This window comes from Gordonia sp. L191 (assembly GCF_030077625.1).
Classification (GTDB): Bacteria; Actinomycetota; Actinomycetes; order Mycobacteriales; family Mycobacteriaceae; genus Gordonia; species Gordonia polyisoprenivorans_A.
Genome location: NZ_CP125996.1, coordinates 4567304 through 4584327, shown reverse-complemented (window position 1 = coordinate 4584327; position 17024 = coordinate 4567304). Strand labels below are relative to the sequence as shown.

At 66.8% G+C, this 17024-nt stretch carries 15 protein-coding genes and 1 pseudogene; 9 read left to right on the top strand and 7 right to left on the bottom strand.

Going from position 1 to position 17024, the window contains the following annotated elements:
* Positions 1-17: 17 nt before the first annotated feature.
* On the bottom strand, positions 18-1853 hold the full coding sequence (locus tag QNM97_RS20745) for an acyl-CoA dehydrogenase (RefSeq protein ID WP_283820120.1): 1836 nt from the start codon (positions 1851-1853) through the stop codon (positions 18-20).
* 268 nt (positions 1854-2121) lie between these two features.
* Between QNM97_RS20745 and QNM97_RS20740 the strand changes: the two genes are divergently transcribed.
* Positions 2122-3063, top strand: coding sequence for an aldo/keto reductase (locus tag QNM97_RS20740; RefSeq protein ID WP_283820119.1), 942 nt, complete (start codon positions 2122-2124; stop codon positions 3061-3063).
* A 235-nt stretch (positions 3064-3298) separates the two neighbouring features.
* On the opposite strand, the gene QNM97_RS20735 is transcribed toward QNM97_RS20740, so the two are convergent.
* The gene (locus tag QNM97_RS20735; RefSeq protein ID WP_283820118.1) at positions 3299-3538 is read right to left on the bottom strand and encodes a hypothetical protein; all 240 of its coding nucleotides are present in this window, start codon (positions 3536-3538) and stop codon (positions 3299-3301) included.
* Positions 3539-3609: 71 nt separating this feature from the next.
* On the opposite strand from QNM97_RS20735, the pseudogene QNM97_RS20730 reads away from it, so the two are divergent.
* Positions 3610-4435, top strand: a pseudogene (locus QNM97_RS20730) (HNH endonuclease signature motif containing protein).
* Between the two features lie 133 nt (positions 4436-4568).
* Here the strand turns inward: QNM97_RS20730 and QNM97_RS20725 are convergent.
* Together QNM97_RS20725 and QNM97_RS20720 are read right to left on the bottom strand one after the other, a co-directional pair.
* On the bottom strand, positions 4569-5339 hold the full coding sequence (locus tag QNM97_RS20725) for a deoxyribonuclease IV (protein ID WP_283820117.1): 771 nt from the start codon (positions 5337-5339) through the stop codon (positions 4569-4571).
* A 67-nt stretch (positions 5340-5406) separates the two neighbouring features.
* On the bottom strand, positions 5407-5613 hold the full coding sequence (locus QNM97_RS20720) for a hypothetical protein (RefSeq protein ID WP_006369443.1): 207 nt from the start codon (positions 5611-5613) through the stop codon (positions 5407-5409).
* A gap of 237 nt (positions 5614-5850) precedes the next feature.
* Between QNM97_RS20720 and QNM97_RS20715 the strand changes: the two genes are divergently transcribed.
* The 3 genes from QNM97_RS20715 to QNM97_RS20705 are packed head-to-tail and all read left to right on the top strand — an operon-like array spanning position 5851 to position 8270.
* Positions 5851-7131, top strand: coding sequence for a phosphatase PAP2 family protein (locus QNM97_RS20715; protein ID WP_283820115.1), 1281 nt, complete (start codon positions 5851-5853; stop codon positions 7129-7131).
* 29 nt (positions 7132-7160) lie between these two features.
* Positions 7161-7586, top strand: a complete 426-nt coding sequence (locus QNM97_RS20710) for a hypothetical protein (RefSeq protein WP_283820114.1) — start codon at positions 7161-7163, stop codon at positions 7584-7586.
* 57 nt (positions 7587-7643) lie between these two features.
* Positions 7644-8270: a DUF305 domain-containing protein gene (locus QNM97_RS20705; RefSeq protein WP_283820113.1), complete on the top strand. Its 627-nt coding sequence runs from the start codon at positions 7644-7646 to the stop codon at positions 8268-8270.
* 31 nt (positions 8271-8301) lie between these two features.
* Here the strand turns inward: QNM97_RS20705 and QNM97_RS20700 are convergent, their stop codons facing one another.
* Together QNM97_RS20700 and QNM97_RS20695 are read right to left on the bottom strand one after the other, a co-directional pair.
* On the bottom strand, positions 8302-9399 hold the full coding sequence (locus QNM97_RS20700) for a glycoside hydrolase family 183 protein (RefSeq protein ID WP_502874943.1): 1098 nt from the start codon (positions 9397-9399) through the stop codon (positions 8302-8304).
* A gap of 47 nt (positions 9400-9446) precedes the next feature.
* Positions 9447-10310: an acyl-CoA thioesterase domain-containing protein gene (locus QNM97_RS20695; protein ID WP_283820112.1), complete on the bottom strand. Its 864-nt coding sequence runs from the start codon at positions 10308-10310 to the stop codon at positions 9447-9449.
* A 130-nt stretch (positions 10311-10440) separates the two neighbouring features.
* Here QNM97_RS20695 and QNM97_RS20690 point away from each other — a divergent pair, with 130 nt between their 5' ends.
* Positions 10441-11016, top strand: coding sequence for an HdeD family acid-resistance protein (locus QNM97_RS20690; protein WP_014358660.1), 576 nt, complete (start codon positions 10441-10443; stop codon positions 11014-11016).
* Positions 11017-11080: 64 nt separating this feature from the next.
* Here the strand turns inward: QNM97_RS20690 and QNM97_RS20685 are convergent, their stop codons facing one another.
* Positions 11081-14974, bottom strand: a complete 3894-nt coding sequence (locus QNM97_RS20685) for a Pls/PosA family non-ribosomal peptide synthetase (protein WP_283820111.1) — start codon at positions 14972-14974, stop codon at positions 11081-11083.
* A gap of 248 nt (positions 14975-15222) precedes the next feature.
* Between QNM97_RS20685 and QNM97_RS20680 the strand changes: the two genes are divergently transcribed.
* The 3 genes from QNM97_RS20680 to QNM97_RS20670 are packed head-to-tail and all read left to right on the top strand — an operon-like array spanning position 15223 to position 16853.
* Positions 15223-16197: an alpha/beta hydrolase gene (locus tag QNM97_RS20680; RefSeq protein ID WP_283820110.1), complete on the top strand. Its 975-nt coding sequence runs from the start codon at positions 15223-15225 to the stop codon at positions 16195-16197.
* Positions 16094-16552, top strand: coding sequence for a YidH family protein (locus QNM97_RS20675; protein WP_349632365.1), 459 nt, complete (start codon positions 16094-16096; stop codon positions 16550-16552). The genes QNM97_RS20680 and QNM97_RS20675 overlap by 104 nt, the downstream gene beginning before the upstream one ends.
* 58 nt (positions 16553-16610) lie before the next feature.
* Positions 16611-16853: a hypothetical protein gene (locus QNM97_RS20670; protein WP_079931335.1), complete on the top strand. Its 243-nt coding sequence runs from the start codon at positions 16611-16613 to the stop codon at positions 16851-16853.
* Positions 16854-17024 lie beyond the last annotated feature (171 nt).

The following is a 17024-nucleotide window of genomic DNA, read 5'->3' as shown; positions in this document are numbered from 1 at the left end:
TGCGGCGTTCTCTTGTGTCAGAAGGCGGCTTCGTCGAGCTCCATGATCTCGCCGTCGATGTTCTCGACGGTGGTGCGGATCGAGGTGAGCAGCGGGAGCATGTTCTTGGCGAAGAAGCTCGCGACGGCGACCTTGCCCTCGTAGAAGGACTTGTCGTCGCCGGTCACGCCCTCATCGAGCTTGGCCAGCGCGATCTCGGACTGGCGCAGGAGCAGCCAGCCGATGAGCAGATCGCCGACCGACATCAGGAAGCGCACCGAGCCCAGACCCACCTTGTAGAGGTCCTTCGGGTTCTCCTGCGCGCCCATCAGGTCGCCGGTCAGGGATGCGGCCATCGCCTGCACGTCCTCGAGGGCGGTCTTGAGCAGCGCGCGCTCGGCCTTGAGACGGCCGTTGCCGGCCTCGGTGTCGATGAACGACTGGATCTGCCCGGCAACATGCGCGAGGGCCTGACCCTTGTCGCGAATGATCTTGCGGAAGAAGAAGTCCTGCGCCTGGATGGCCGTCGTGCCCTCGTAGAGCGAGTCGATCTTCGAGTCGCGGATGTACTGCTCGATCGGGTAGTCCTGCAGGAAGCCCGACCCACCGAAGGTCTGCAGCGACTCATGACCGAGGTTGGCGTAGGCACGCTCGGAGCCGACACCCTTGACGATCGGCAGCAGCAGGTCGTTGACGCGGTGTGCCATCTCGGGATCGGCGCCGGAGACGATCTGTGCGGCAACGGAATCCTGGTGCGAGGCGGTGTAAAGGTAGATCGCGCGCAGCCCCTCCGCGTAGGCCTTCTGGGTCATCAGCGAACGACGGACGTCGGGGTGATGGGTGATGGTGACCCGCGGCGCGGCCTTGTCGGTCATCTGCACCATGTCGGCGCCCTGCACACGCTCCTTGGCGTAGTCGAGAGCGTTGAGGTAACCGGTCGACAGCGTCGAAATCGCCTTGGTGCCCACCATCATTCGCGCATGCTCGATCACCTGGAACATCTGCGCGATGCCCTTGTGAACCTCGCCGACGAGCCAGCCCTTGGCCGGGACCCCGTGCTGGCCGAAGGTGACCTCACAGGTGGCCGACGCCTTGATGCCCATCTTGTGCTCGACGTTGGTGACGAAAACGCCGTTGCGCTCGCCGAGTTCACCTGTCTCGAAGTCGAAATGGAACTTCGGGACGAAGAACAGTGACAGCCCCTTGGTGCCCGGGCCGGCGCCCTCGGGGCGGGCGAGCACCAGGTGGAAAATGTTCTCGGTCATGTCCTGGTCGGCAGAGGTGATGAAGCGCTTCACGCCGTCGATGTGCCAGGAGCCGTCCTCCTGCTGAACAGCCTTGGTACGTCCGGCGCCCACATCGGAACCGGCGTCGGGCTCGGTGAGCACCATCGTGGCGCCCCAGCCGCGCTCGGAGCAGATGGCGGCCCACTTCTTCTGCTCGTCGGTTCCGTTGTCGTAGAAGATGTTCGCGAAGCCCGAGCCTGCTGCGTACATGAACACCGGCGGGTTGGCGCCGAGGATCATCTCACCGATCGCCCAGTACAGCGATCGGGGCGCCGGCATGCCACCGAGCTCCTCGTTGACGCCGACCTTGTCCCAGCCACCCTCGACGAGGGCGTTGTAGGACTTCTTGAAGCTTTCCGGGATGGTGACGCTGTGGGTGTCCGGGTCGAAGACCGGCGGGTTGCGGTCGGCCTCGGCGAAGGATTCCGCGATCGGGCCCTCGGCGAGAGTCCGGACCTCGCGGAGCATGTCCACGGCGGTCTCATGATCCAGATCGCCGAACTCCCCCGACTCGAGCACCTTGTCCAGTTCGAAGACCTCGAAGAGGTTGAACTGCAGGTCGCGCATGTTGCTCTTGTAGTGGCCCATTTGGATTCCTATCTGATGCGGGCTGAATCCCTCGCGGGTGGTCGCTGGATGTGTCGGCAGGTGAACTCGTGCAAACGCCCGGTGGATGCTCTGAAGGGAACACGACCGAACGACCGCTAAGTTACTCGCCGGTAACCCCAGGATACAACTCGTTCGCAGGGTCGACAAGCCGAGATTTCTGTGACGTCCGCTAACTTCTGCAAGCGCGATGTGCTGTAGCGCGAATCTCTGGGCCGTTATCGAAAACCCCGGCGGCTAGCCTGTCCGCATGCCCACTGATTCCCTGGTCCTCGGATGTATGTACTTCGGCACGCGCACCGACGATGCCACTTCCCGGGTGCTGATCGAGCGATTCCTGGAACGCGGCGGAACAACGCTCGACACCGCGGATTGCTACGCGTTCTGGGCATCGGGGACGGGCTCGGGCGGACAGAGCGAAACGATGCTCGGTCGGTGGTTCGCCGACAACCCCGGAGTGCGCGAACAGGTGACGCTGGCGACGAAGGTCGGGCCGGAGCCCGTCCCCGGACGGCCGGGTGAGGTTGTCGGTCTCGGTCACGACGTCGTCATGCGGTCGATCGAGGCGAGTCTCGCGCGACTACAGGTCGATCACATCGATCTGTACTGGGCACACCTGGAAGACCGGCAGACTCCGATGGCCGAAGTGGTCTCGACGTTCGGTCGGCTCGTCGACGACGGCGTGGTCGGACGGATCGGTATCTCGAACCATCCGACATGGCGCGTGGAGCAGGCGCGCGCCCTCGCGTCGGTCGCCGGCACCGCGCCGTTCACCGCACTGCAGTTGTCGACGTCGTACGTCCGGCCACGCCCGGACACCACCGTGCCGGGTAAGGATCACCGCTTCGGATTCGTCACCGACGAGACCATCGACTACGTCACCACCCATCCCGAGATCGAACTGTGGGCGTACAGCCCGCTGATCCAGGGCAGCTTCGACCGCGCCGACCGTCCGTTCCCCGAGGCCTACGACCACCCGGGAACAACCCGACGCCTGGCCGAATTGCATGGCGTCGCAGATGAACTCGATGCCACTCCCGGTCAGGTCGTCCTCGCCTGGCTACTCGGCGGCTCGCCAATGATCCGCCCGATCGTCGGCGTCAGCACGCCGGCCCAGCTCGACGCCGCCCTCGACGCCGCCGAACTGACCCTCACCGACGAGCAGCGCACGAGGCTCGACGCCGCGGTCTGATCCGGTCGTCGACCGCTCCCGCCCCCGTTGCTAGTGCGCTCCCGCCCCCTGATGGTCGAGGTGCGAGCCGCGTGCGTCGAGCCTCGAGACCGCTTGCGGCGAGCCTCGAGACCGCTTGCGTCGGTGCTGGTTCGGCTCGGCGGGTGGTGCGGATACTCATCGGCGAGAGGGGTCTCGAGGCCTCGTCGCTATCGCTCCTCGGCACCTCGACCATCGGATGGAAAGGGCCGGAGCATCACTCGGTTTTCTTGGATCGATGGTCGAGGGGTTCCGCCATCCGACGCTCGCCCCTTCCCCCCGATGGTCGAGGTGCGAGCCGCGTGCGGCGAGCCTCGAGACCCGGCGAGATGACAAGCATCGCAACCACATCCATGACCCACTCGACGCAATGGAGCGCCCGGTCGATGAAATTGAGCGCCCGGTCGATGAGTAGAAAATAGTTATCCACAGATTTCTGGAGCCGAGCGATCGCCACGCAGGTTTTGTCGGTACCTCTTCGTACACTTGTTCTCATCAAGTCCGATCGCGGGAGGGGAGGTTGTTCGGATGTCGACCACATTGACGTTCACCGATCCGGATGCCGACGCGACCACCATAGGGTCGATGTCCCGCGACGAGCTCACCGAGACCGGCCCGGACCTGCTCCGCGAGTCCCGCAAACATGAAGCGCGCGCGGTCCTGGCAGCCGCCGCGCTGGCCGATCGGGTGTATCGCGAGCGTTTGGCGGGCCAGTCCGAGGTCGAGGTGTGGGGCTCGGTGATCGAGCACGCCGACAAACTCGCACGCGCCGAAGTGTCCCTACAATTCACGATCTCCCGAAGCAAAGCCGGCAGCTGGATAGCGCTGGCGGACCTCCTCAAAGAACTCCCACTGATCCGCGCCGCCTATCTGAACGGGGAACTCTCCACGAATCGGGCCTCGATCATGGCGCGCGCCGCCCACCGTGGCGCGGACATTGACGCGGACACCGACAGCGTCGATACCGGTGATGAGTCCGGGATGTCGTTCGAGGAGATCGTCCTGGATTACGGATCCGACCGGACACGGTGGTCACACCGTGCCACCCCCTGGGGCATTGACGTATGCACCCAGCGCGACCTTGCGCGCTGAGGTGCTCGCCAACGACGCCTGGTGCCGATACCCGTACTGTGGGATGCCGTCACACCTGTGCGACCTCGATCATTGGCGGCCGTTCAACCATGCCGACCCCGAAGCCGGCGGGTGGACGGTGCTCGGTGATCTGATCCCACTGTGCCGGGCCGATCATCAACGCAAGCATCTCGCCGAGTGGGTGCCGACGCTCTTTCTGGATCGGCGGGTGGAGTGGCGGAGTCGACGGACGGGGCAGGTGATTGTCACATTCCCGCGGTGACGATCTCTATGTCTGTGGGGTGGAACCAGCTGTGGCTCATCGGGTCTCGAGGCTCGGCGCACGCGCCTCGCACCTCGACCATCGGGGGAAGGTCCTCGACCATCAGAAACAGGGCGCCTCGATCACCGGGGCGCTACAGGGCCGACCGCAGGTAGTCGAGATCGTCGGGGATTCCTTCGGCCGGCGTCTCGAGGATGATGGGCGCGTCGGCCGCCGCCGCGACGGCGACGAGAACCTCCGGGTCGATGTGCCCCGACGCCAGGTTCGCGTGACGGTCGCGGCCGGAGTCGAACTCGTCGCGGGAGTTGTTGAGATGCACCAGATCGATGCGCCCGGTGATCTCCCGAACCCGCTCGACCAGTCCGACGAGATCCTCGCCGCCGGCCCACGCGTGACAGGTGTCGAGGCAGAAGCCGGCCTGCTCGAAGTCGCCGACCGCCTCCCAGAGCCGATCGATGGCATCGAGGGTTCGGGCCATCGCATGGTCGCCGCCCGCGGTGTTCTCGATCAGGATCGGGACCCCGAAGCCGCCCTTGTCGACCTGACGGTCGAACAGCTTGCGCCAGTTGGCAAACCCCTCCGCTGAATCTTCCCCGTCGCGCAGGTGACCGCCGTGGACGACGAGACCGAACGCCCCGAGGTCGGCGGCTGCGGCGGCCTGCTCCTCGACGGCCTTACGGGAGGGCATGCGGAGCCGGTTGTTCAGACTGGCCACATTGATTTGATAGCTCGAGTGAACGACGACGTCGATCGGGGATTCGCGGAAGGCTTGCGCGTCCGGACGGGGGACCGGCTTCTTCCACTTCTGAGGATCGGTGACGAACATCTGGAAGACGTCGACGCCGAGGTCCGTTGCGGTGGTCAGCGGGTCGTCGTCCTCCCGCAAGTGAGCTCCGATGCGCATGGTTGCCAGCTTAGGGCGCGCACCCCGACCCGAGCCCTGCAGCCCGCACCCCGCGGATCGGAGTCGCTCAGTCGTTGGGTTCGGTCTCGACGGTGATCGGTACGCCGGACGCGATCAGCAGTCGGCACGGTGCCTCGGTGTCGGGGTACAGGTTCAACCACTGATGACCGCCGCCGTGCGAGTACACGGACTCGAGCGCACGGTCGAGCCGCGCTTCGGCTTCCTTGGTGATGATGTAGCGCTGATCGCCGTAGCGCAGGAACCTGTTGGGCATCTACAACCTCCTGACCGGATGCCGGCCTTGCCGATCGGGCACGTGTCTCACAATCGCAAGCGCGTGTGATGTGTCCCACTCGAAGTCTAGGTCGCAAGGTCGACCAGCGTCGGCCCGTCGGCATCTTCGGCACTCCTGACGTGCGAAGGGGCGAGGCGACCGGCCACATTCAGGAATGTTCATTAGGCTGACTGCGGGTTACGTGTCGGTAGTGCGGTGATGAAGAGGCGGTTTCGCGTGAGTGTTGACGAGGCAATCGATGTGCCCTCGCTGGACGACCGCCGCCGACGGCAGGCCCCTGAGCAGGCCGTACGCGAATCCATAGCGGAACAGGACGACAATCCCGGCGTCGACGATCCCGGCGTCGATGAGGCGGGGACCGACGACGCGGGGACCGACGCAACATCCGGCGCGGACGACCCGCCGGAACTCGGACCGATCCTCGCCGACATCGCCGCAGCCGCCGAGATGGAGGCCGAACCCGAGAAGCGCCGCGACCTGACGATGGTCCGTCGCGTCGCGATCGTCGCGTGGGCGCTGTTCATGGTGTGGGAGATCGTCGAGCACGGGCTCGCCTTCGACCGCACCCGTCTGATCATCTTGCTGTGCCTCGGGCTGATCGCGGCCAGTATCGGGCGCCGCCGCGTCATCACGGTCGTCATCGACTGGGCGCCGTTCGCGCTGATCCTGCTGCTCTACGACTGGACCCGCAACGTCGCCGAGTTCATCCAGGTCCCGGTGGCCTGGCACCTCGCCCCCGACGTCGACAAGGACATCTTCGGGGTGGTTCCCACGGTGTGGCTGCAGGAGCACCTGAAGTCGCCGTCGGCGCCGTGGTGGGAGGTCATCACCAGCGTCGTCTACATGTCGTACTTCGTCGTCCCCTACGCGCTCGCGGCCATCCTCTGGCTGCGCGACCGGGCGACGTGGCGACGCTTCGCCGCATGCTTCATCGCCACCACATTCCTCGGGCTCATCGGATACACGTTCGTTCCCGCCGCACCACCATGGGCGGCCGCCCGGTGCACCGCCGCCGAGGTCGCCGACGGACCGCGCGAGGCGATCTGCATGACCACCCCGCAGGCCACTGAGCCCGGCGGGATTCTCGGCCCGTTCGACCCGAGTCACGCCGGCGCGGCACCGTACGTCGAACGGATCTCCGCGCGCGGGTGGGAGTTCCTCAACATCCACGTCGCGTCCAACCTCATCGAGATCGGCCAGGGGAAATCCAACCTGGTCGCCGCCATCCCCTCGCTGCACGCCGCGCTGACGATGCTGCTCGCCCTGTTCATGTGGCCGCGCGTCAAAGCGCTCGGCCGAACACTGTTCCTGGGTTACGCGTTCGCGATGGCGTTCACCCTCGTCTACACCGCCGAGCACTACGTGTTCGACATCCTGCTCGGCTGGGCATTGGCGGCCCTCGTCGTCGCCGTCTACCAACTCGTCGACCGCAAGCTCATCGCGCCACGCAACAAACGCAGGGCGCAGGCAGACGCCGAGGCGTCGCCCGTCGGCTGAGGCGGCCCCACCGGTTAGGCTGGTCGGCGATGCGCGTCCCACGAATCGACCACCGGCAGTGGTTGCTTCGGGTCTGCGTCATCGGGCTGCTCGCCATCGCGGTGCTGCTCATGCACTCCCTCGTCGCCGGCGCCCCGCGCGAGGCACACGCTGCAACGCACCACAGCACTGAACACCACGGCACTGAACACCACAGCGCCGCGACGATGACCGACGCCGCGGACCCGGAAGTCTCCCACCTGAGCGACGCAGGAGACTGCGTCCTGGGTCATCACTGCGTCTTCGTGCGCGCCGACGACGCGCCACTGCCGCCGATCATTCTGTTGGTGCTCGTCTGGGGATTCGCGGCGCTGCCCGCCCTGGTGGGCATCGCCCCCGCTCTCCTCGGGCACCTCGGGCGACCACCACCCTGGGCGCAGCCCACACATCTGAGCCTGTCGGTGATCCGCTGCTGATGGACCGGTCCCGGACCACCATCACAGCCATATCGACTCTCACACAGGAGCTTTCAGATGTCTCTTCGCACCACCCGCAGGGCCGCCTCGGCGGCAACGGCACTCGCCGCGGCCACATTGATCGTGGCGGGCTGTTCGTCGTCGGAGTCCTCGTCGCCCGCCGGGCACGAGTCCTCGGGACATGGCACGACGGCAACCTCGTCGACCCAGAACGCAGCGCACAACCAGGCCGATGTCATGTTCAACCAGATGATGATCCCGCACCATGAGCAGGCGGTCGAGATGGCCGACCTGGTGCCCAGCCGAACCGACAATCCCCAATTGCGTGCGCTGGCAACGCAGATCAGGAATGCCCAGCAGCCAGAGATCGATCAGATGACCGCGCGGCTGAAGTCGTGGGGCGTCGCGGTCGACGACGAGGGCGGCCACGGCGGTCACTCGATGAGCGGTGACATGGGCGGGATGATGTCCGACGCGCAAATGACGTCGCTCGAGAACGCCCGCGGCGCACAGTTCGACACGTTGTGGTTGCAGGGCATGATCGCCCATCACCAAGGGGCGATCACCATGGCCGATGCGGAACTTGCCGGTGGGATCGACCTCGAATCACGGTCGCTGGCAACGCAGATCAAGAACACTCAGCAGGCCGAGATCGATCGGATGAACGCCATGCTCGGCCGGTAGGTCCCCGCTCGACGCTGTATTTCACCCGCGATCACCCGCGACGCAACGGCAACCGCATCAGATAGACCTGATAGCCGAACGACACGGAGTAGGTGAAATACAGCGTCGAGCCCGACGTCGACCACGGATGGATGAACGGCGCGTACCCCGAGTACGGGTCGTCGCGGGAGACGACGAGTTCGCCGGCCGACCACGGTCCCTCGGGCCGATCCGCGGTCCGCAGTTTGACGCCCGGCTCGGTCTGTACCAACGAAATGTATTTGCCAAGATACGAATCCCACGCCACCGACATCTCGCCGTTCTTCGGCGCCATGATCGGTGTAGCCGCACTCGGGACGCGCGGCACCCACCGGCCGTTCGAGAAATACTCGTAGGCGTTGATGTTCTCCATCTGCGACGCCGGAACACGCGCCAGATAGACTGCGCCCCAACGGCTGTCGGGTGTGCCGTACTGGTACACGGTGTCGCCGACCTTGAGGTAGGCGGCCATCTGGAACTTGACGTTGCCGCCCGAGTTGGCGCGTTGCGGTCCCACACGCCGCCAGGTGCGTCCGTTGTCATCGGAGCGCGCGAGGCCGGAGAAGTTGGTGACCCAATGACTGTTGGCGACCCAATGTTTGACCGACATGAAGTTCAGGTACTGCGTCTTGCCCACGGCCACACCGGCGGTCGGGATCAGGGTGATCTCCTTGCGCAGGTCGGGTTTGAGCAGTCGGCCGGCATGTCCGGGTGGGCCGGTGTGGCCGGTGAAGGTCATGCCGTCGGCCAGGTTGTGATCGGTGCTGCGCAACAACACATTCGAGCGCCAGTGGAACAACGACCCGTAGAGCAGGGACCGTCCGTCGAAGGACTGGGTATCGCCGAAGGCGGTGAGGATCTCGCCGCGTCCGTTGTCCCACATGACGCCGAGGTCGGTGCCGAGGATGTCGTAGCGTCCGACGGTGTCGTTGATGGCGCCGGGGCCGGTGAGCCGGGCGACAGTACTGCTCATGCCTGCGGCATATGTGGTGGCGCCGGCCGGTCCGCCGCCCACGCCCGCCACCATCAGGCCGATCGTCGTGACCGCGACGGCCACCGCCGTCCTCGGGCCCAGGGGAATCGATCTCGGGCGCAGGCGAGGCCGGGTCATGCGGTGGACCCTAGCAAAGGCGAGTGGATCACGCGTGTGCCCAGCGATCACGCTTCGCGATAGCGCCCGCGCACATCAACGCTGGTGAAGTCGATTTCGGCCGCCGCGTTGTTCACCGCCGTCACCATCCCGACACCCCACATCCCGTCGGCGTCGTAGAGCCCGGCCGTCGACGCCGAGATCCCGTCGTGCTCGGTGTGCGAGTCGGCCTCGACGCCGATGCGATCGCCGCGCGGCAACCGCGACAGGGCCACGGTCAGATCGCAATTGATGAAACCGATCCCCGTGGTCCCCCAATTGCAGATCAGGCTGGTCGATTCGGCGCTGATCGCGGCGCGTACGAACGGTGTCAGTTCCGTCCCGACGACCGCCGGTGCGGCCCGTGTCCACACCCGTTTGCGCAGCCCGTTCTGGTGGTTGCCCATGTTCTGGTCCCATTCCCCGACACCAGCGGCGTCGGAGGCGAAGCGGGGTGCCCAGTCGTCGACCGCGGTCGTCGGCGGCGAGAAGGTGCGCGCCCCGGCATCACGTTGCCACCGCTGCCCCGGCGGATTCTGCGACTCGCGCAGGAACACCGCGGTCGCCCGCGCCACGATTACCTCGGCCTCGGCCTCTGCCGCGCTGTCGTCGGGGAACTGCACGACGTCGACCTCGGCGACCCGAATCCGCCCACCCGCTCGCAGCACACGGGCTCGGGTGGTGGTCGGAATCTCCCGCGCCGCCTTGAACAGGTCGATGGTGAAACGTGCCGCCCGGAAACCCGGCTCGGCGATCCGCTGCTCGGCTGCATGCGCGGCCAGCGCGCAGACCGCGGGTCCGTTGAGGGTGCCCGGCGCCCACAGGCTGCGGGCGTAGGCAAGTGGCAACACCCGCCCGTCGGTGTCGGGCCGGAAGAAGGCGATATCGCTCACATCATCTTGTCTACCGGTTCACCCGCTGCGGATGATGCGCGGGTCGATCGGGCGATACCGCCGAGAGTCCTTCGGCCCAACCTGCGCCGACCTCTCATCCCCGACACCGAATTCGGGATAATCTTCGGCAATGACATTCGGTGTGAACACCAGACAATTCCCGAACGAGATCATCGGCGCGGTCCGCACGGCATTGATCGTGACGTCCATCGTCGGGATCGTGCTCGGCCTCGTCGCCGTCTTCTGGCCCCGCGCGACCACTCTCGTGCTCGCCGTGCTGTTCGGCATCTCGCTGATCATCGCCGGGATCTTCCGGCTCTACCAGGCATTTGCCGCGACATTTCTCTCCACCGGATTGCGGGCGCTGCTCGGCGTCGTCGGGGTGCTGACCCTGCTCGTCGGCATCATCGCCCTGTTCAGCCCGGGTGACGCGGTGTGGCTGCTCGCACTGTTCATCGGCATCGGCTGGATCTTCCAGGGCGTCCACGACCTGTTCAGTGCGGTTTCCGGTTCACAACACTCCCCGACCTGGTTCCTGATCCTCTCCGGCGTGATCTCGGTGATCGCCGGCATCGTGATGATCGTCCTCGGTCAGTACGCAGTCACGGTCGTCGTCTTCGTCGGCGGCGTCATGCTCGTCGTCATCAGCATCGTCACACTGTGCACGCTGCCCAAGAAGATCGAGAGCGGCCCCGACACCCTCTGAGCGCGTCGTGTGCGAACAATCGAAAAGAAGGGCCGCAACCGGATTCCGGTTGCGGCCCTTCGCGTCAGCCGAACCAGGGCGCGATCGGATTGCCCTGCCACCGGGTGTGTGCAGGCACCACGTCACCACGCATCACCAACGACGCCGGACCCACCGTTGCCGACGTCCCGATCCCCGAGGCGGGCAGGGCGACGCAGTGCGGGCCCATCGTCGCACCCGGTTCCAGGACCACCCGGTCGATGGCCATCACCCGGTCGTGGAACAGGTGGGTCTGCACCACGCAGCCACGCTCGACGGTGGCGCCGTCACCCAACGTCACCAGGTCGGCCTCGGGAAGCCAGTAGGTTTCGCACCACACGCCACGACCGATGGTGGCGCCGAGCATCCGCAGCCACAGGTTCAGGATCGGCGTACCCGTGGCGGCATTGGCGAACCACGGTGCGGCAACGGTTTCGACGAACGCATCCGAGAGCTCGTTGCGCCACACGAATGAACTCCACAGCGGATGCTCGGAGACCACGATGCGTCCGACGACGAGCCATTTGGCGGCTGCGGCGATACAGCAGGCCGCCGCGCCCGCGACGAGCAGGATCAGTCCGCTGACCAACCCGGCGATCACGTAGTTCGCGTGAAAAGCGATGTACTGCAGACCGATCAGCATGAACAGCCCGAGCACGAACGACACCATCACCGGGATCAGACGCAGGGTCTCGATGACCGACCGGGCCACCTTCAGGCGCATCGGCGGATCGAAGGTGCGTGAGGTGTCGGTATGGGCGGCGGTGCGGCGCAACCGAACCGGCGGACTGCCCAACCAGCTCGAGCCGGACTTCGCCCGGTCGGGAGCCGCCGACAGCACGGCGACCAGGCCGTTCTTGGGTACCTTGCGGCCCGGCCCGGCCATCCCGGAATTGCCGAGGAAGGAGCGTTTGCCGATCTTCGCGTCGTCGATGTGCAGCCAGCCGCCGCCGAGTTCGTAGGAGGCGACCATGGTGTCGTCGGCGAGGAAGGAACCGTCGTCGATGGTGGTGAACTTCGGCAACACCAGTGCGGTCGAGATCTCGGTGCCCTTGCCGACCTTGACGCCCAGGATGCGGAACCACCACGGCGTCAACAGGCTTGCGTACAGCGGGAACAGGTACGTCCGCGCCGAATCGAGCAGCCGTTCGGTCATCCACACCTGCCAGCCGACCCGCGACCGCACCGGGTGATACCCCTTGGTCATCCCCAGGCCCAGCAGTCGTACGAGCACCGCGGTGATCACGGCGAACACGCCCAGGCTCACCAGCGTCGCGGCCGGGGTCAGGATCAACGCGCGGACGGCGACGTCACGCAGCCGATCGGCGTGCAGTGCCCACGTGCCGATCACCACCAGGCCCGCGGCCAGCGAGATCAGCGGGATCGCGGCCAGCAGCAACGACGACACCCCGTACACCGGGACCCAGCCCGATCGTCGGGGCGGGCGATGTGCCGGCCACGGATGGTCGGCCTTGCCCACCTTGACCGCGGGCGAACCGGCCCAGTGCTGGCCCTTCTTCACCCGGCCGAACACCGCCGAGCCCGGCCCGATCTCGGCGTCGCGGCCGATCACCGCGCCCGGTGCCAGCGTCGAGCGGGCGCCGATCGAGGCGCCGCGCTTGATCACGATCTCACCGATGCGCACGACGTCGCCGTCGATCCACCATCCCGACAGGTCGACCTCGGGTTCGATCGACGCGCCCTCACCGACGGTGAGCATCCCGGTCACCGGGGGGATGGTGTGCAGGTCGACGCCGCGGCCGATGCTCGAGCCCAGCGCTCGTGCCAGGTAGATCATCCACGGTGCACCGGACATGTTTGCCGCACCCGCGGCCTCCAGCAGCCGCTCGGCCACCCACAGGCGGACGTGCACCGACCCACCCCGCGGGTAGTCGCCGGGGGTGACGCCGGCCAGCAGTGCCCGCGCTCCGGCCGCGGCAATCAGCATCCGGCCCGGCGGCGTGATGAAGATCGCGAAGGCGACGATCACCACCCACCAGTTCACCTCGACCAGCCACGGCACCGAGACATCGAGTGCACGGGCCGCGGCGCCCGCGACGTTGTTGGTCACGCCCAGCCACGTCGCCCACTGCAGCCCGGTCAGGGTGGTCAGCGGCACCGACAGCAGGATCTGGGCGATACCGGTACGACGCGGAGTCGGGGTGACCTCGCGTTCGACGACGACCGTGGCCGGCGCGATCGCGTCGAGCATCCGCGCCAGCGACCCCAACCGCGGGTGATCGTAGAGGTCGGCGACGGTGACCTGCGGATACCGTTCCCGCAGCGCGGTCACCAGCTGCGCCGCGGACAGCGAGCCGCCGCCCTCGGTGAAGAAGTCGGCGTTGACGCTGGCGATGCGAGCGCCGAGGACGTCGGTCCAGCGGTCGGCGAGCCATTGTTCGGTGGCGGTGAAGTCATCGGCGTCATCGTCGTCGTCGGTGCCCGCCCCGGGCAGCGGCCAGGGCAGCGCGTTGCGGTCGACCTTGCCGGAGGTACGGGTGGGCAGTTCGTCGACGAGTGCCAGTCGCGGCACCATCGGCGCCGGCAGTCGCTCGGAGAGCAGGGCGTGCGCCGCCGACACGTCGAAGTCGGGGTCGGTGGAGACCAGGTAGCCGACGAGTAGTGCATTGCCGGCCACCGATCGGCGTACCGCGGCGGCCGCACCGCTCACCCCCGGAAGATGTTGCAGCGCATTGTCGATCTCACCGAGCTCGATGCGCCGACCGCCGACCTTCACCTGATCGTCGGCGCGCCCCTGGAAGACCAGGCCCTGCGCGTCGAGCCGGACGAGATCACCACTGCGATAGGCGCGTTCCCAGCCGAGGGCGGGCATCGGCGCGTATTTCTCGGCGTCCTTGGCCGGGTCCAGATAGTGGGCCAGGCCGACGCCGCCGATGATGAGCTCGCCGATCTCGCCCTCGGCGACCGGCCGGCCCTCGGCATCGACCACCGCGAGATCCCAACCGGGAAGCGGTAATCCGATCCGCACCGGTCCCGGCCCACCCAGCGGTGCCGCACAGGCCACCACCGTCGCCTCGGTGGGCCCGTAGGTGTTCCACACCTCGCGACCCGGAACAGCCAGTCGCTCACCGAGTTCCGGTGGGCACGCCTCCCCGCCGAAGATCAGCAGACGCACCGCCTCGAGCGCCTCCGGCGGCCACAGCGACGCCAGTGTCGGAACGGTGGACACGACGGTGATGTCTCGGGAAACCAGCCACGGGCCCAGGTCCATTCCGCTGCGGACGAGTGACCGCGGTGCCGGCACCAAGCACGCACCGTTGCGCCAGGCCAGCCACATCTCCTCGCACGAGGCGTCGAAGGCCACCGACAATCCGGCCAGCACCCGGTCACCCGGGCCGATCGGCTCGTCGGTGAGGAACAGCCGGGCCTCGGCGTCGACGAAGGCCGCGGCGTTGCGATGGGTCACCGCAACACCTTTCGGGGTCCCGGTCGATCCGGAGGTGAAGATGATCCATGCGTCGTCGGCGGTGGTGGGACGGCAGGCGCCGGCATCACCGGTCGCGGCATGCGGTTCCTCGGGAGTCGACGTCGGGTGCACGCCGTCGGCGTCGATCAGCACGTCGATCCCGGCCTCGCCGAAGACGAGTTCGGCGCGTTCGTCGGGGTCGTCGGCGTCAACCGGCACATACGCCGCTCCGGCGTAGATCGCCGAGAGGATCGCGGTGTAGAGGTCGCGTGACCCCGACGGCATCCGGATACCGACACGCCCGCCGCGCCGCACCCCGGCCGCCGCGAGACGGTCGGCGCCGCGGCGGATCACTGCGCGCAGTTGCGCGTAGCTGTACACCCGCTCACCGTCGTCGATCGCGGGCGCGTCGGGATACCGAGCGGCGGTCTCGTCGAGAATGTCACAAAGTGTTCGCGGGTCGCTGGCCTGCGACGACAGCAAATACTGTGCTGGGATCTCCACACTCACCACCGTTGTCTAGACATGGAACGAGAAATATATCGCGACCAGTCGTCGAGTTGCGTCGGACACGGGTGAACGGAAGGTGTCGATCGTCCCCGTTCTCCCGCATCCGGTGACCCTGCACGCAAAGGCTGCCGAACAACCGGAACGAACTCTGATCTCGGTGTAGGTTCGCTTACGCCAGAGGTTGGAGCTGACCCGTCCAGACCGGTCACGCCCTATCGGACCCGCCCGACGCCGGCACAGGAGGTAGTCGTATGCCGATCGTCCAACACCGCAAGGCCAGCGCGCTCTCGTATCCGATCTGGGTGGGCAGTCGGGTGTTCCTGAAACCGTTGCTGTCGGTATGGCCGCTCAACCGGGAGGGAATGGCCGGACTCTTCCTCATCGATCGCATGTTCGCCGTCGGGCCCAAACCGCACAACGTCGTCCGGGAGCAGATCCGCCTCGGCGACCGGCCGGCCGAGGTGATCCTGCCCACCGGCCCCTCACGCCGGGACTCCGACACCGCGATCCTCTATCTGCACGGCGGCGCCTTCGTCGTCGGCGGGGTGGGGACGCATCGATCGATCGCGGCGCGACTCTCGCGCGCCTGCGAGGTGCCGGTGTTCTCCCTCGTTTACCGGCAGCTGCCCGCGGCCGGGGTCGGTACCTCCGTCAGCGACGCGATGTCGGCCTACCGGGAGTTGCTGACCGAACGTGGATACCGACGCGTCGTCGTCGCCGGCGATTCGGCGGGTGGATTCCTGGCCGCGAAGGTCGTCGAAGGGGCTGCCGCACAAGGGCTCCCGGCACCGGCAGCGCTGATCGGGTTCTCGCCGCTGTTGGATCTCGATCTGGCCGACAATCCCGACCGCAGCAGCCGTTCCGACGCCTACATCCCCTTGTCCCAGCTGGTCAAGCTCGCGCCGCACTTCTTGCGCGGCCCGGTCGCCTTCACCGGGGTGCGCCGCATCGCCGCCCTCGACCTCGAGGACTTCCCGCCGACCATCATGATCACCGCGGAGAACGAACTCCTCGAACCCGATGTCATCGATCTCGTCGAGAACCTCGACGTGGCCGGGGTCCGTGCGGAGGCCCACAGCTATTCGTGGCAGATTCACGCGTTCCCGGTCTTCGGTTCGCACCATCGGGAGACACTGGAGGCCATCGAGGTGTCGGCCGAGTTCGCCGGCCGCGCGATCCGAGAGGCGAAGAGCGCTGACGACCGAGAGAGCAAGTGGGCCGGATGACGAGCGGGACCAGCCCGCGCGCGTAGCTGGCGCGCCGGATGCGCGGTTCACGCTGGCGGCCGAGCGGACGCTGCTCGCATGGGTTCGGACGTCGCTGGGGTTCCTGGCCGGTGGCGTCGCCATCGTCTACGTGGCGCCCGACATCACCGATCGCGCGCTGGAGACGACCTTGGGCCTGGTGATGGTGGCGCTCGGGTGTGCGATCGCCGTCATGGGCGGTTGGCGGTGGCGCCGGACCGATCGTGCGCTGCGTGAGGGTGGCCCGATGCCGGGGTCCTCGCATCTGCTGGTGGTGGTCGCTGCCATAGTGGTGATTGCGGTGGCGATCGCGTTGACGATCGTCATCGGGCACTGAATTTTTCTCGAGCCACTGAGTACTTCCCGAGCCACAGACCAGGAGGGTCGGCGTCACCATGACCGATCACCAGTTCCAGAGCGCCGCGCAGACCTTCTCGCGGGGCATGGTGACCATCGGGGCGATCATCGTGATGGTCTGCGTCGGCTTCCTCACTTACATCTGGTGGCGCGACGGCCGGTGGCTGTGGGTCACCCTCGGCATCGTCCTGATCGTGGTGAACATCGCGATGCTCGTGATGACCTACCGCAAGGCTCGGCTCACCCCGCCCGCACAGCCCGCGGACGACGAGGACGACTGACCCCTCCCGCGGGATCGCCGCGACCGTGCCATACGAATACAGATTCCACCAAGTTGGCCGAAAAACCCTGATTTTGGGGGTCGAGGGTCCGCTCATGTGGAATCTGTATTCGTATGTGGCGCGCTCGCTCAGTGATCGTCGTGCGTCGGCGCCGTCAGGCCGACCGCGGCG

Coding starts and splice junctions, on each gene's coding strand:
- QNM97_RS20745 (WP_283820120.1), bottom strand. CDS start 1,853: ATGGGCCACTACAAGAGCAACATGCGCGACCTGCAGTTCAACCTCTTC.
- QNM97_RS20740 (WP_283820119.1), top strand. CDS start 2,122: ATGCCCACTGATTCCCTGGTCCTCGGATGTATGTACTTCGGCACGCGC.
- QNM97_RS20725 (WP_283820117.1), bottom strand. CDS start 5,339: ATGCGCATCGGAGCTCACTTGCGGGAGGACGACGACCCGCTGACCACC.
- QNM97_RS20720 (WP_006369443.1), bottom strand. CDS start 5,613: ATGCCCAACAGGTTCCTGCGCTACGGCGATCAGCGCTACATCATCACC.
- QNM97_RS20710 (WP_283820114.1), top strand. CDS start 7,161: ATGCGCGTCCCACGAATCGACCACCGGCAGTGGTTGCTTCGGGTCTGC.
- QNM97_RS20705 (WP_283820113.1), top strand. CDS start 7,644: ATGTCTCTTCGCACCACCCGCAGGGCCGCCTCGGCGGCAACGGCACTC.
- QNM97_RS20700 (WP_502874943.1), bottom strand. CDS start 9,399: ATGACCCGGCCTCGCCTGCGCCCGAGATCGATTCCCCTGGGCCCGAGG.
- QNM97_RS20690 (WP_014358660.1), top strand. CDS start 10,441: ATGACATTCGGTGTGAACACCAGACAATTCCCGAACGAGATCATCGGC.
- QNM97_RS20680 (WP_283820110.1), top strand. CDS start 15,223: ATGCCGATCGTCCAACACCGCAAGGCCAGCGCGCTCTCGTATCCGATC.
- QNM97_RS20670 (WP_079931335.1), top strand. CDS start 16,611: ATGACCGATCACCAGTTCCAGAGCGCCGCGCAGACCTTCTCGCGGGGC.